General features: G+C 43.3%; 11 protein-coding genes. 5 read left to right on the forward strand and 6 right to left on the reverse strand.

The window, feature by feature from the left end; translation table 11 throughout:
- Window positions 1-110 precede the first annotated feature (110 nt).
- From P1X15_RS19405 to P1X15_RS19415, 3 genes are all read right to left on the reverse strand, one after another.
- Window positions 111-1,448 (reverse strand): S41 family peptidase, encoded by a 1,338-nt coding sequence (locus P1X15_RS19405; protein ID WP_277339795.1) that lies wholly within the window; start codon window positions 1,446-1,448, stop codon window positions 111-113.
- A gap of 215 nt (window positions 1,449-1,663) precedes the next feature.
- Window positions 1,664-2,362, reverse strand: a complete 699-nt coding sequence (locus tag P1X15_RS19410; RefSeq protein WP_277339796.1) for a LytTR family DNA-binding domain-containing protein — start codon at window positions 2,360-2,362, stop codon at window positions 1,664-1,666.
- Window positions 2,363-2,576: 214 nt separating this feature from the next.
- Window positions 2,577-3,647 (reverse strand): sensor histidine kinase, encoded by a 1,071-nt coding sequence (locus P1X15_RS19415; protein WP_277339797.1) that lies wholly within the window; start codon window positions 3,645-3,647, stop codon window positions 2,577-2,579.
- Between the two features lie 168 nt (window positions 3,648-3,815).
- Between P1X15_RS19415 and P1X15_RS19420 the strand changes: the two genes are divergently transcribed.
- The 3 genes from P1X15_RS19420 (at window position 3,816) to P1X15_RS19430 (ending at window position 6,773) form a co-directional block, all read left to right on the forward strand.
- Window positions 3,816-4,388, forward strand: coding sequence for a cupin domain-containing protein (locus tag P1X15_RS19420; protein WP_277339798.1), 573 nt, complete (start codon window positions 3,816-3,818; stop codon window positions 4,386-4,388).
- Window positions 4,389-4,428: 40 nt separating this feature from the next.
- Complete coding sequence (locus P1X15_RS19425; RefSeq protein ID WP_277339799.1) at window positions 4,429-5,361, forward strand: M20/M25/M40 family metallo-hydrolase; 933 nt, start codon at window positions 4,429-4,431, stop codon at window positions 5,359-5,361.
- Between the two features lie 140 nt (window positions 5,362-5,501).
- Window positions 5,502-6,773 (forward strand): sorbosone dehydrogenase family protein, encoded by a 1,272-nt coding sequence (locus tag P1X15_RS19430; protein WP_277339800.1) that lies wholly within the window; start codon window positions 5,502-5,504, stop codon window positions 6,771-6,773.
- A 257-nt stretch (window positions 6,774-7,030) separates the two neighbouring features.
- Here P1X15_RS19430 and P1X15_RS19435 read toward each other — a convergent pair whose 3' ends face one another.
- From P1X15_RS19435 to P1X15_RS19445, 3 genes are all read right to left on the reverse strand, one after another.
- Window positions 7,031-8,344: an enolase C-terminal domain-like protein gene (locus P1X15_RS19435; protein ID WP_409049698.1), complete on the reverse strand. Its 1,314-nt coding sequence runs from the start codon at window positions 8,342-8,344 to the stop codon at window positions 7,031-7,033.
- Between the two features lie 92 nt (window positions 8,345-8,436).
- The gene (locus tag P1X15_RS19440; protein ID WP_277339802.1) at window positions 8,437-10,761 is read right to left on the reverse strand and encodes a c-type cytochrome; all 2,325 of its coding nucleotides are present in this window, start codon (window positions 10,759-10,761) and stop codon (window positions 8,437-8,439) included.
- Window positions 10,762-10,856: 95 nt separating this feature from the next.
- Window positions 10,857-12,185 (reverse strand): DEAD/DEAH box helicase, encoded by a 1,329-nt coding sequence (locus P1X15_RS19445; protein ID WP_277339803.1) that lies wholly within the window; start codon window positions 12,183-12,185, stop codon window positions 10,857-10,859.
- A gap of 100 nt (window positions 12,186-12,285) precedes the next feature.
- On the opposite strand from P1X15_RS19445, the gene P1X15_RS19450 reads away from it, so the two are divergent.
- A complete protein-coding gene (locus tag P1X15_RS19450) occupies window positions 12,286-13,089 on the forward strand; it encodes a DUF1016 N-terminal domain-containing protein (protein WP_277339851.1) in 804 nt (267 codons plus the stop codon).
- Between the two features lie 65 nt (window positions 13,090-13,154).
- Window positions 13,155-14,168, forward strand: coding sequence for an NAD-dependent epimerase/dehydratase family protein (locus tag P1X15_RS19455; RefSeq protein WP_277339804.1), 1,014 nt, complete (start codon window positions 13,155-13,157; stop codon window positions 14,166-14,168).
- Window positions 14,169-14,258 lie beyond the last annotated feature (90 nt).

A 14,258-nucleotide genomic window follows, 5' to 3' on the forward strand; every position in this document is an offset into this window, starting at 1 on the left:
TGTTTATTGGGAGATGTGATTGTGTTTCACTTACTAATACGTTGGAGACTCTGATGACGTTGTATCGTGGCTCCCAATTGAGGTAAATGACGTTTTTTTTGCGGTGAATTTTACTTTATGGCAGGTGCTTTGACCACTAAATCACGCACCGATTTTTGGTCTAATGGACGATTGGAGGCTTCGGTTTCGGCCGATAGACGAGCTTGTGTGGTAGTAGCAAAGCTCCCTGTTTGAATATAAGCCAAAGCACTAGCGAGGCAGCTTTCGAGCGGGTCGCCCCAGTTTTTATCGAGTCCATCGGCTACGTCGGCATCCACTGCGATCCCACTATAGTAATCCCCCACATTCTTGGCGTTGACTGTTTTGAAGGCTATGGGAGCTATGACATAATCCATCACTTCAAAACCATACATTCCAACGGGTTTGCCGTGGGTGGTTTTGCCGATGGTTTTCACGTCGAGGTAAGGTTTGAGATTGTTGATGAGTAACTCCGACGCGGAGGCCGATGCGGCTGAGGTAATAAAAAATATCCGTGAGAGATTGAGCGAACCTGTTTTTGAGAATCGGATGGTTTCGTTCCAAGCCGAAAGTTTGGTATTGTGAAGATAGCTAAACATCACCGACGATCGACTAACCGAACTAGGAGCAAGGGCATTGGCAAGCATGGTTTGGGTGTCTACATCTCCGCCTCCATTGTAGCGTAAGTCTACAATCATTTCATTGACACCCGCCGCTTCGAAAGTGCTTAATACAGTTTTGAGTTCGTTTTGAGATGGTGTTCCTGTAAAACTATTAAACACAAAATACCCTACCTTTTTGCCTGCTACTTCATATACTTTATTATACAATACCGTATTGAGCGTATAGGTGGCGGTCGTAAGTGGGGTTGTCACAGTACTACCGTCAGGTTTTTGGAAACCAAATGTAGTGGAAGTCGCTTCATAAAAAGCACTTATGAGGGCATCGTCCGAAAGGGATTTGACAGATTGCCCGTTGACAGTGGTGAGTTTCCAGCCGCGTTCGATACCTGCTTTTCCCGCTGGCGATTGGGCATAGACATACCTTACTCTTAGGTCGTTGTTGGCATCATATTTAATCCAAAACCCAAAGTCGCTCGTTTCGCCATCGGAAAAATAACTGTTGAACGAGCTCGCTTTTTCTACAAAAGACCATTGGTCGAGCGGTTGATAAGCCCGGAGTGCATCCATTTCACTTTCGGGAGTAGCATAAGAGCGAGGATTGAAGTTGGAAGGAAGTTTATCATACCACAGGTAGACATCCTGCATGTACGCCCATAGAGAATCGCGAATGTCGGCGCTAGTAGTGGTAGTAGTGGTAGTAGTGGTGGGTGTTGTATTTTGGGGGGCGGGATCGTTTTGTTTGCAACTCACTACCATCAAAGCGAAGGCTATCAAACTCCCCACGGTGAATTTTGCAATGTTACTCATTGTCTGTTTTTAGTTTAAAGTGGAAGAAAAACAGGGAGAGCTATGGCAAATTCAAATAGAGAATAAGGGTAAAAGCGATTGACAAAACTTATAAAAATTGTCTTTTGACAATACACAGTACGCAAGGTCACAGTCGGGCGTTGCTAATGGTAATTATTTTTAGAAAAGCCTTCCTAAAACAAACAGATAATCACAAATGATGTATTCTTGAGATTTTAGGTTTGAAAACGTTTGAGAAAATCGGCTTCGTAACTTGCACTTATGGGAATTTCTTCGCCTTGGAGCATGATCATTTTGTTACGAACAGATTCAATCCGTTTGAAAGGGACGATAAAAGACCGATGCACCCGCATAAAATCCGCAGCAGGGAGTTTTTCTACCATTGTTTTCATGGTCATGCGGGCTACGATTGGTTTGCCAGTATCAAGGTGGATTTTGAGATAATCGTCCAAACCTTCGATAAATAAAATCTCAGCAAAAGCAATCTTATAGACCCGATAATCGGCCTTGATAAACAAATACTGAGGCGTTTCGGGTATGGAGGATGCATTTTTAAGAAATTGATGATAATCTTTAGCTTTATGTGCAGCCTGTATGAAACGTTCGAAAGTAAAAGGTTTCAATAAATAATCAACAGCATTGAGATTGAAGCCTTCTACCGCGTACTCTGCATAAGCCGTAGTGAAAATGACCATTGCTTCTTTGGGCAGGTTTTTATAAAAATCAATACCCGACATAGACGGCATATTAATATCCAAAAAAATCAAATCTACCTCCTGATTGGTAAGGTGAGCGAGGGCTTCGTCGGTACGCAAAAATGTTTTTTCAAGGGTAATAAAATCCACTTGACCACAAAAGTGTTTGATAACCCGTAAAGCAGGAGGTTCGTCGTCTATAGCAACAGTTTTGAGCATATTGTAGCACAGGCTACCAGCCTGTCAATAAGTTTTTTAAATGCCAATAAATATGTAGCACATGCTACCAGCCTGTCAATAAGTTTTTTAAATGCCAATAAATATGTAGCACAGGCTACCAGCCTGTAAATGAATTATAATATAATACAATCTACCAGTCTGTAAATAAATTTCACACGCGTCAGCCCATCAGTGAATCGTTATAAAAAACGTATCAACCCAACTCCAACGTCAACTCTACCGTAAAATCCTCCTCAGTTTCATTAACAACCAATAAGTTTTTGTTAGGATACAGCAACCCTAGTCTTGTTTTGGTGTTTTCAATACCAATACCGCTAGAGGTTTCTTCGTCATGAAATCTCCTTACTTTTTTGTTGAAAGTATGTAAATGTAAAATACTTTTTTCAATCGAAACATGAACCTTCACAATTGATTTTTCTTGGGGATTGATACCGTATTTAAAAGTATTTTCGATAAAAGAAATCAAAATGAGCGGTGCAATTTGGAGGCCATTAGGATTTCCTTGGCTTTTAAAATCAATATCGGCGGTTTCGTCGAGGCGTAGTTGTTGGAGAGCTACGTAATTTTCAATGTATTCAAGTTCTTTAGCCAAAGGCACTTTTTCGGTATCTGCCTCACGCATCACATACCGCATCAAAGCGGCGAGTTTTACGACTACATCGGCAGTACGGGGCGACTGCTCAATCGCCAGTGAATAGATTGTATTGAGCGTATTGAACAAAAAATGAGGATTGATTTGGGCTTTCAAAAACGAAAGCTTGGTGTTTAGATTTTCGCGTTCGGTTTGGCGGAGTCGCTCGTTGATTTGAAGAGAAAGAGACACAAAAATGCCCACTAAAAACAAAAACAAGGCATGACTCAATTCAAACCCCACAGGAGGTTTTTGTTGATGTGTGGGGGGGGCGGGGGGCGGGGAAAAGTGAGGTGAGGGCGGCAGTGGCACCTCCAAGTGAGTATTAGTTTCTAAAATATCTTGTCTATCTATCGACAATAACATGCCGACGATAATCCCAAACGAAACGCCTATACTCAGGGCATAATAAATATATTTTTGGGTAAAATAAAACTTAGGGATAAGCACATAATAGTTGAGATAAAAAAAACTCAACATCAGGATATACGCAAAAAGATTGGTGCGTTCATGGGGGTTGTGGGCCACTTGCGCTATTTGACGCAGACCATTAGGGGCAAATAGATAAGGCAAAACCAAAAACGATATTCCCAATAATAAATGGATACCTATACGCCAAAAGGGGCTTTTCATGTGTAAATATTTTAAAAAGGGAAATTACAAAACAAAACCGCTTCCTAAAAATGATTGCGGTATTTGCCTAGAAAGTGTCGGTAGATAAGTAATTATAGACTATTTTGGGGTTTTAAAACTATTTCTTACGTTATTATTCAATACCCACTTAAACTATCTTTGAGTTTTATGGCCAATGAAGTAATCCTGCAAATCAGTAGTAAACTTAAAGATTATCGTAAATCAAAAGGAATCACTATTCAGCAGCTTGCCGACCGCGCTCAAGTGAGCAAAGGACTTATATCCCAAATCGAAAACAATCGTACTATTCCGTCGCTTTTGGTACTTATCAACCTGATTCGCTCTTTGGGGGTGGATTTAAATGATTTTTTTGCGGATGTAGAGCAAGCCTCCGAAAGTAAGGTGATTGTGAAAAGAAGTGAAGAGTATCACCCCTTCGAAAAAGAACAGTCAAAAGGTTTTTTGTACAAGCGTGTCATGACGCGCAACATCCAAAATCTCCCTACCGACATAGTTATATTAGAGTTGGCTCCCAAAGCTACGAGGGCTTTTATGGTAAAAACCAATGCCTTTGAATATAAATACATCATCAGTGGTCAGGTAGAGTATATAGTAGGTGACCAAAAGTACGCTCTAAAAGCTGGAGATTCGATTTTCTTTGATGCCAATCTCCCCCACAAACCTATCAACACAGGCGATACGACGGCCTTGATGCTAGTGATGTACTTCTTTAAAGAATAATCGCCTTATCTTTGCGGGGTTGATTATCCTCAAAAATTACATGAAAAAACTACGCGCCATTTTTTTATTGCTTGTCTCTTTTTCGGCCTTGGGGCAAATGCCATCCGAAGAGAAGGTTATCAAACACATCAAATACCTCTCCGTCGATAAAATGAAAGGGAGAGGTACCGGAAGCAAAGAAAACGCCAAGGCGGCTCATTACATCACCAAGAACTTTAAAAAACTAGGTCTCAAACCACTCGGAACCAACGGTTTTTTGCAGCCTTTTACGGCCAAAGTGAGGAGAGTAGTGGTGCCTGATAGCATTCGTCAAGCCAACAATGTACTGGGGTTTTTGGACAATGGTGCGCCTTATACGATTGTGATTGGGGCACACTACGACCACTTGGGAGAAGGAAAGCAAGGTAGCTTACGTGACCCCAAAGCCGTGGGGCAGATTCACAATGGCGCCGACGACAACGCTTCAGGGGTGGCGGGGCTGTTGGAATTAGCACGTTATTTTTCTAAAAACGAAATCAAAGAACCTTACAATTACCTTTTTATCGCTTTTGGCGCCGAAGAATTGGGATTGGTGGGTTCGAGGTATTTTGTAAACAATCCGACGCTTCCTTTGGACAAAATCAACTTCATGGTCAATATGGATATGATTGGACGCTACAATGCCGACCGTGGGGTAGGAATTGGAGGATACGGCACAAGCGATGCCTGGCCGGAAGTGTTTAAAGGAGTGACAGGAAGTGTCAAGTTCTTTACCGACCGCTCGGGTAGCGGCGGTGCTGACCATGCGTCGTTTTATGCCAAAAAACTCCCTGTATTGTTTTTCCACACAGGCGGGCACGACGATTATCACATGCCTACCGACGACTGGGAGAAAATAGATATAAAATCAGAAGTAGGGATACTGGAAATAGAAATAAAACTCATCGAAAATGCCATGAAACTTCCCAAGTTGAATTTTACGGAAGCAAAGTAGCTGCTGTTTTAGAAAAAAACAGGTTGTAGGATTTTTTTCAGAGCTAAGACACAAAATCTAAATTTTAGAATTCTACCTTAAATTTTTGCCTTATGCTGCTTTATAGAAAGTAAAGTATCAACAACCTCCTTTTTTTATTTATGAATTCTTCTATACGTATTATGGTAGCCGTGGCTTTGGTCGGTACGGCGGCTTCGTTGACAGCCTATAAAAGCGACCCCTCTGCTACTCGCAACAAGCCTAAAAATGTAGATATAAAAGTGCCGACTGGCTTTTCGGTGAGCTTGTTGGCCGAAGACCTCGAAACGCCCCGCCACTTGGCTGTTTCGAAGGGTGGCGATATTTATGTCAAAATCAATAAACTCAAAGATGGCAAAGCTATTTATCGCCTTAGAGATACCAATGGTGACGGGGTGATTGATGAAAAAATCGGCTTTGGAGATTACAAAGGCTCGGGGATTTTTATCCGTGACGGCTATTTGTATGCTTCTTCTAATACGGGAGTGTATCGCTACAAACTCAATGATAAAGAAGAGGTGATTGACTACAACAATCCTGAGTTGATCGTAAAAGGACTAGTAGCAAAAGGGCGGGACGAAGCCAAAAACATAGCCGTCGATAAAAATGGCTACGTGTATGTAAACATAGGCTCTCCTGATGAAATATGTAAAGACCCTCGTACCAACAAAGGTATAATCCCGTGCCCGTTGCTGGATTCGGTGGGAGGAATTTGGCGTTTTAAAACCAATCAGCTCAATCAACAATACAGCGATGGTGTAAAGTATGCTACCGGACTCAAAAATGTAGTAGGGTTAGACTGGAACACAAGCTCTAATTCGCTTTTTGTGATGATGCATGGTCGTGGTAAGTTTCATGATACTTTTCCGCAATATTATTCGCCCCAAGACAGCGAAAAGCTTCCTGCCGAAACCATGTATGAAGTTCATGAAGGTGATGATGCGGGTTGGCCATATGTGTATTATGACCCTTTCCAGAAAAAGAAAATCCTTTGTCCGGAGTATGGGGGCGATGGTAAAAAAACAGGCGGTGAAAAAGCGATTGACCCCGTGGCGGATTTTCCAGCGCACTTAGGCCCCAATGCCTTGCTTTTTTATACTGGAAAAATGTTTCCTGCCAAATACAAAAATGGCGCTTTTATCGCCTTTCACGGCCAATCGCCCGTGCTCAAAAAAGGATACATGGTAGCTTTTGTTCCTTTCAAAAATGGCAAACCTTCTGGTAAATGGGAGATTTTTGCGGACAATTTTGCCGGAACCGATCTCGCCAAACCTACAGGCCCTGTACAGCATCGTCCTTGCGGCCTCGCCCAAGGCCCCGACGGCTCTCTGTATGTAACCGACGATTTGAATGGTGCATTGTTTCGTATTAGTTATAAAGCCCCTAAGAAATAGCACATTGCACTAGCCATGGATCATTTCGAATGTAGATGGTTCGCAAAAAACCTTCTGATTTGTGTTTGAGTAGGTACTATCTCTCAAATGTAAACAGAAGGTTTTTGGCTTATTAATGTTCCGCGATGCTCTGCTAGATTAAGCTTCTGTTTGACTTCTCCGAAGTCGTTTGTTTTTGTGGGAACTTGTTGGCTACAAACTTTGAGCCTCTCCGAGGCCAAAAAAGTGGTAGCATTCGTAAAAGATGTAATGTTACGTTACACTGGAAACAGCGATAAATAATGCTCAGAATCTTCCAAAATACCAGCACTTTGGGCATAAAACGAAGCATCAGTTTCATAGACTCCTTTTTGGGTTTGTGTCCATGAGCCGTTGGCTTTGGGATGGTAGCTCATCAGTTTGTTCCAATTTTTATAATACTGATGTCCGTTGGTTTCTTGAAGCCCGATAGTCATGCCCGGAAAAGACGGTAAACGCGCCGCCACCGACTTATTCCAATCTACCAAAATAGGATTGACAGTGAGGTCGGCACAGAAGCAGGGGATGTTTTTTTCGTAAGCAAGTTGGGCGATTTTCATGGTCATACTGAGCGTCTTGGCAATGGCCTTGACCGCAATCGCCGCGTAGCCTTGCTCAATACGCCGCGCGGCATCTTCTACGGTGTGAGCGCTTTCGTCGGCGGCGATTCTGACGCCCAAGTCTCCTACAAACACCTCATTGCTTTCTTCAAAAGGCTCTTCTACCACGGCGATTTGGTCAAAAGCACCGATTTTTTTTGCATGGTCCAAAAACCTCAATAGTGTGTCTTTGTGCTCGTATCGACCATTGGCATCAAAATAATAAGGGATTTTGCCTGTCTTCGTATAAGGAGTCTCGTAATGACCAATGGCTTTATGAACGGCACTGAGAAAGGCAATGTCTTTTTCCAACATTTCTTTTTGCGTACCTGCTGCGCCGGTTTTGAGTTTCATGATAAAATACCCTTGGTCGGCAGCATTTTTGATTTGCTCAGCGGTAGTGCCTACGCTAAAAGACGGGATACTCGCTACTTTGGAGTGCCGATTTGATAAGCCTCCACGATAAGCAACGGGAATGATTTCGTCAAAAGTTTTAAGATTATTTTCGTGAGCATAGAGCATCCAAGCGGCGTTGTCAACACATACCAAGGCATTGAGTGCAAAGGTCTTGCGGAGGTCGCTAATGCCCGTGATTTTTTTGCCATAAGCCAATACTTGCGGCAAAAGCTCTTCCATGAGCATTACGGGATTGGTAAAGGATTGGCCTTTGACGAGCTGGAGGGTGTGCTCACTCATGGCATACATGAGGGCATTGCCAGCGCTTTCAGAATGCCCCGCAAACACGCGCGCATCTGACCACAATACGCCTTGGGTTCCCAAGCCTACTTTTCGTATACCACTATTGGATTCCAACATCGCCGCGACTTGCCAACTATCTGTGATCGCACTTCCCTTGAATCGGTAAGGTGTCAAAGGCTCACGTTCAAAATTGGCACTTACGTTTTTGATATGAATGTTTTTTTCGGCAAATCCTACCAGAGAAGGTTCACTCATACCTACGGCCACTATCGAGGCACTGTATTTCATAAATTCTCGGCGATTGAGGGGGGCGTTGTCAAGCATTTGGATAGAAAAGGTTTAGGGAATCAATCGGGAATGCGGTTGAGCGTATACCATGCTTCCGACGACCACAAGGCATTACCCGTTTGGCTTTTCAAATCGTCAGGAAGGCGAAAATAAATTACGTGTTCTTTTTTTAAATGAGGGATTTCAAGATAAAGTCGTTTGCGGTCTTTTGAGATAGTCCATTGGGCAATCGACAACGGACTCAAATCCATCTTGGGGCCTCCGTAATTTTTGGTGGGTTCATACCACCATTGTTGAATCAAAAAATCGTTGGGACGAATCTGTTGAGATTCCGCGAGAGGTTGGGTAAATTCTATTTCAAAACCCCGTGGTTTGGCACGTATAGCGAGCATTTCGAAAGTAGATTTGCCATTGTATTTGATTTTTTGAAGCCCTCGTACTTTATCATGCCAGCTCCATCCACCGCCTACCATGCCCACTTCTCCCACGTACAAAGCGCCATCAGGTCCCCATCTAAGTCGATTGATGCCCGCTTCAAAACCTTGCGAAAACCGAAACACTGCTCCTTGGTATTCACCTTTTATTTTTTCTAAAAAATCGCGTTTGATACCGCCATGCGTTACATCGCCGTGTAGTAATTGCCCTGTATAAGGCCCTTCTTTTACCAAAACCGGCTCAGAAGGCGAATTGCCAATCTCATGCTCAGGCAACCAAATAGCAGGTAAAGCCATTTTAGGCGGGGCTTCATTTTGGAGCCATCCCCATTCCATGCCGTGGTATTCGTCTTTTTTGATATGAATGAGTTTATTAGCTGGTAGCCACTGTCCTTGATTGTCGGTCACAAATAGCTCATTATCAACCCCCAGCCCGATGCCATTGGGCGTACGCAGGCCATAGTTGACCGATTCAAAACTACCATCTTTGCTTATTTTGATAGTTCGGCCACGGTCGGGGAGTTGTTTTTCGTCGGGTTTGAGGCGCATTGCCATGGAGAGAGTAGCGTAGAAAAATCCGTCTTTGTGAACCAGTCCAAAGGCAAACTCATGAAAATCGGCCGTCACACCCCAAGCATGACAAACAGCGCGGTATTCGTCGATGATGTCGTCGCCGTTATGATCAATAAGTTGGGTTAACTCTTGTTTTTGAAGTACATATATTTTGCCATCCACCACCTCTATCCCAAGTGGTTCGGCCAAGCCAGAGGCGATGCGTTTGACGGTGATTTTGTTGGTATCGCCGGTAGTGACATTATCCAATACATACACGCCCCCTACGGTGTCCCAAGTGGTGACCAACAAGCGACCATCGGGTAAAAAAGCCATCGCTCCCACACGAGGGTTGAAGTTTTGGGTGTGGAGTGTTTGCAAATCATAACTTGGGTGTACGCCTTCAAGAGGCATCCCAAAGCCGGGCTTGGTAGGGCGAGTGGGAGAGGGGTCTTTAGAGGTGGCAGGTTTAGCGGCGGGAGCAGCTTTGGGTTTTAGCGTAAAGATATAATTGACCATTGCCGTAAGGTCGCCTTCCGTGAGTAAGGCATGTGAATTCATGACGCCATTTCCCCACACGCCCGTGCCGCCATCTCTGATTTTTTCGACGAGCTTTTCGACGGTTTTCTTGTCGTTTGAGTAGCGTTGGGCTACTTTTTGGAAAGAGGGTCCTACTTCGTCTTCGGCGATTTTATGGCAAACAAAACAATCGCTTTTTTCCATCAAAGCTCTTCCTATGTGCGCAAAAGTTTGGACAGGCGCAGGAGGAGTCTGGTCAGGAAGTAGCTCGAATGTGTGAACAAAAGAAGTCGTGGCGTTGGGTGCTAAAACAATCTTGGTCTGAGCAGATTGCAATGTGATTTGTACCCCCTGTGGTACATGAGTTGTTTTGAAAATTCGCTCCAAAGCAGGTTTGCCCTCTTTGTTTTTTACAAATTCGGGTCTTTCTTCTACCCAAATGGTATCGCGAGAGGGAAGGGCAAAAGCATAGTGGAGATAAATCTGCTGATTTCTGAAAACATACCCTTTATAAATAGGCTTAGTGGGGTGCGTTTGTTGAGACATCTGGATGTTCCACCGAAAAGGCTCAAGGCTATCAAGCAGATAAGACGCGCCCCAAGAGGTGGGTTGAACATCTTTTTTGTTGGTATAGGCGGCACCGTCCATCGAGACGCCTCCCTTCCATACTTTATAGATTTTGCATTGAGTCAGATCGTAGGCTAGGTAGCATTCTTTGTCAAGCGCAATCGTGAGCATTCTGGGTTTTTTGTCCAAAACTGACCGAAAGGCCCAAATATCTAACGGGCGTTGAAGGGGGACATGAAAAGGTGAATAACTCGCCGCCATAAACAGCCCGCTACTCCACAGCAACACCAAAATCAAGTACTTTCCCTTCATTTTTGTAATAGGCTAAACCTGAAAAGTCTAAAACTTAGGAAGGCAAAATGAAGACTGATATACTTGATTTGGTGGAAATTTGCTACACGAGGGCATTAAGATTTACGGGTTTTCTTGATGGGCTTCCCGTATTTTTTCATCATTTCTTTGGCGTGATTGCGGCGCACATTTACTTTTTGATTTTTCTCTGATTTTTCGTGGAAAGCACCGCCAAAAGTGTCGCTTTTGACGATTTTTACCTCAATAGTTTTCATAAAACCTTTGGGCTTTTCGTCGTCGGTAAGCTCTTCCGAAATTTCAAGAAGTTTGGGTAAAGGTCGCACGGGAATCGGAAGTTTCATTAAGCTTTCGATAGCTTCTTGTTGTTCCTTTTCTTTTTCGGTCACAAAACTTATCGCAATCCCTTTTTTGTCGGCTCTTCCTGTTCGTCCGATGCGGTGGATATAAGTTTCGGGAAGTTCGGGCAAATCAAAATTGATGACGTGCGATACCTCCGATACATCCAAGCCTCGTGCAATGACATCCGTAGCAATCAGTACTCGACAATCGCCGCTCTGAAAGCGATTGACTGCCTCAAAACGCTGGGTTTGGGCTTTGTTGGAATGGATTACACCTATTTTTTCTCCTAAATCCTTTTCCACTTGCTCGTATAATTGGTCGGCCAATTGTTTAGTTGCCACAAACACCAGCACTTTGTGCATTTCGGGGTCATGTTCGAGCAAAAGCTCTAGTAAATTGACTTTGGTATAAAAGTTAGGGACTTCGTATACCATTTGGTAAATATTGTCGAGCGGTGTACCTGTAGGAGCTGCTTCTACTTTGACGGGATCGTGGAAATATTGAGCCATCAATTGTTCAACTTCATCGGTAATAGTGGCCGAAAAAAGTAAATTTTGACGTTTTTCGGGCAAAGCATCCAAAATCAGTTTTAGCTGGGCACGAAAGCCCAAATTGAGCATTTCGTCGGCTTCGTCGATGATTAATTTTTTGACAACATTGGGTTTGATGACCCCATTTGAAAGCAAATCTACCAAACGGCCAGGCGTGGCAACGAGTACATCCACCCCATTGGAGACTTCCAAAGCTTGTGGTTTTAGATTGACACCGCCGTATACCCCTACTACTCGTAGATTGAGGTAAGTGGAGAGTTTTTTGACCGACTCTACCACTTGGGTCACCAACTCGCGGGTAGGAACCAGAATAATATATCGGGGATTTTTTTCTTTCGAAAACTGATATTGTCGCAAGCAAGGCAGTAAGTAAGCAAAGGTTTTGCCTGTGCCTGTTTGAGCGATTCCGTATACATCTTGCCCCGACATCACCACCGAAAACACTTTTTGTTGGATCGTAGTAGGGGTAGTAAGTCCTAAGTCAGAGAGGGCGTTGAGGAGTGGTTTGTTGAGATTTAATTCTTCAAAAGTCATACCTATGCGGTTAAAATAAACACTAAGGTACTAGGAATCATCCAACTTTTGCATCTTTGTTTGAGAAAGCAGGCGATAAAGAGACAAACTTTTTGGGGCGATATGGTTAGATGGAGCCGAATATGGGGCTTTTCTTTTTGAGCAACTTTCCAAAGATTTAACCAAACGCTATGGAGAAGGGTTTTGTAGAGCCAATTTGCTGTACATGCGTAAATTATACCCGACTTTTCCAAAAAGTGAGACACCGCCTAACGTTTTGATTTGGAGCCATTATTTTGAAATTTTACGCTCAGACAACGAACTCTCAATAAATTCTACGCCCAATAAAATGCACGCGCAACTACTGAAACTCATAGCAGAAAGCATTACCATCACCGATGCTGATCAAGTATTGTGTGAGCAGTATTTTGAACCTGTGCTTTTTCCGAAAAACCGCGTGATAGAAGAAGAAGGCAAAATCCCAAAACACTTGTATTTTGTAGTGTCGGGTTTTGTGCGGCTATTTCACTACAATGACAAAGGCGACGAAGTTACTACTCACATCAATTGTCCTCCGGGATTTATTACGTCCTATTTCAATTTTATCCATCAGACCACAGCCCCCGAAAATCTAGAATGTATTACGGAATGTGCTTTGCTAAGAATCACAAAAGCTAATTTGGAGCTATTGACGCAACAAAGCCCTGCATTCAAAGATTTTAGCATTTCGGTCTTTCAACAATCGCTTGCCTACAACGAAAACCGCTCAAGGGACTTGGCAACGCTAACCGCCGAACAACGCTATCAAAAACTGATTGACAACTATCCGGCCATTTTGCACAACGTTCCGCTCCAATACATCGCTTCTTTTTTGGGGATGAATCCCAAAAGCCTGAGCCGAATACGAAAAGAAATCATTAAGTAACATTTGTGAAGTAGATTGAAGCCTCGTCGATAGAATTTTGTGCCATCATTAAAAACCTTAAAAATATGGCACATCAAAATTTAGCATTGGTCACAGGCGCAAACGGACATTTGGGCAACAATTTAGTACGATTGTTGATTGAAAAAGGCGTGCCTGTTCGGGCGTCGGTTCGTAACCTCAAAAACAGAGAGCCGTTTGTAGGATTGGATTGCGAAGTTGTACAAGCCGACATCACAGATAAGCAATCTTTGAAAAAAGCATTGCAAGGCGTGGAGACGTTTTATGCGGTAGGGGCAGCTTTCAAACTTTGGGCAAAAGACCCCAAAAAAGAAATTTACGACGTAAACCTCTCAGGAACAAAAAATATGATAGAGGCCGCCGCCGAAGCAGGGGTAAAGCGCATTGTATACGTGAGTTCGGTGGCGGCTTTGGATTATTCCAGACTCCCTACCAAAGAACAAAATGGCTATAATCCCGACCGCAGAGATATGTATTACAATTCAAAAAATGACGGAGAAAAACTGGCGTTTGAGTTGGCAAAAAAACACGACATTGAGTTAGTGGCGGTATTGCCGTCAGGAATGATTGGTGGCGAAGCATTTGCCCCGCTCAATGTGTCTTACAACATTATTCACTTGATTTTGAAGAAGCAAATTCCGGTCGAAACCAACATTACCCTCAATTGGATTGATGTAAAAGATGTGGCAGAGGGGTGTTATTTGGCAGCTATAAAAGGCAGAAATGGCGAACGTTATATTTTGGCCAATGAAAAATGTACTTCCATCAAAGAAACCACAAAAATCGCGCAGGAGCTTTTTCCCGAACTGAAAATAAAACTACCCACCGCCGTCCCCAAAACCATTTTGTTTGGGGTGGCGTGGTTGATGGAAATTGGAAGTAAAATAAGCGGTAAAGCCCCTTTGTTGACCACCAAAGATATCGCTATGTTTTCGGGACTTCAGCAAGACTTTGATATTTCAAAAGCACGAAAAGAGTTGGGTTTCAATCCCAAAAACCCAACGCAAGCAGTAAGAGAAGCCATGTACTATTTGCGTGACAATGAAACACGTTTTAATTGACCCAAGAAGGGATAAGCCATCTTTGAGCTCCACTCCCGACACATCTTGAACCTCAAAATGACTGACTGGGGGTTTTCTCGTTCTCATAGG

This window comes from Runella sp. MFBS21, from assembly GCF_029433105.1.
Taxonomy (GTDB): domain Bacteria; phylum Bacteroidota; class Bacteroidia; order Cytophagales; family Spirosomataceae; genus Runella.

What these genes read in the sequence shown, in the direction of transcription:
- P1X15_RS19425 (WP_277339799.1), top strand. Translation starts at nt 4,429, where the DNA reads ATGAAAAAACTACGCGCCATTTTTTTATTGCTTGTCTCTTTTTCGGCC.
- P1X15_RS19430 (WP_277339800.1), top strand. Translation starts at nt 5,502, where the DNA reads ATGAATTCTTCTATACGTATTATGGTAGCCGTGGCTTTGGTCGGTACG.
- P1X15_RS19415 (WP_277339797.1), bottom strand. Translation starts at nt 3,647, where the DNA reads ATGAAAAGCCCCTTTTGGCGTATAGGTATCCATTTATTATTGGGAATA.
- P1X15_RS19435 (WP_409049698.1), bottom strand. Translation starts at nt 8,344, where the DNA reads ATGAGTGAACCTTCTCTGGTAGGATTTGCCGAAAAAAACATTCATATC.
- P1X15_RS19455 (WP_277339804.1), top strand. Translation starts at nt 13,155, where the DNA reads ATGGCACATCAAAATTTAGCATTGGTCACAGGCGCAAACGGACATTTG.
- P1X15_RS19420 (WP_277339798.1), top strand. Translation starts at nt 3,816, where the DNA reads ATGGCCAATGAAGTAATCCTGCAAATCAGTAGTAAACTTAAAGATTAT.
- P1X15_RS19405 (WP_277339795.1), bottom strand. Translation starts at nt 1,448, where the DNA reads ATGAGTAACATTGCAAAATTCACCGTGGGGAGTTTGATAGCCTTCGCT.
- P1X15_RS19440 (WP_277339802.1), bottom strand. Translation starts at nt 10,761, where the DNA reads ATGAAGGGAAAGTACTTGATTTTGGTGTTGCTGTGGAGTAGCGGGCTG.
- P1X15_RS19410 (WP_277339796.1), bottom strand. Translation starts at nt 2,362, where the DNA reads ATGCTCAAAACTGTTGCTATAGACGACGAACCTCCTGCTTTACGGGTT.
- P1X15_RS19445 (WP_277339803.1), bottom strand. Translation starts at nt 12,185, where the DNA reads ATGACTTTTGAAGAATTAAATCTCAACAAACCACTCCTCAACGCCCTC.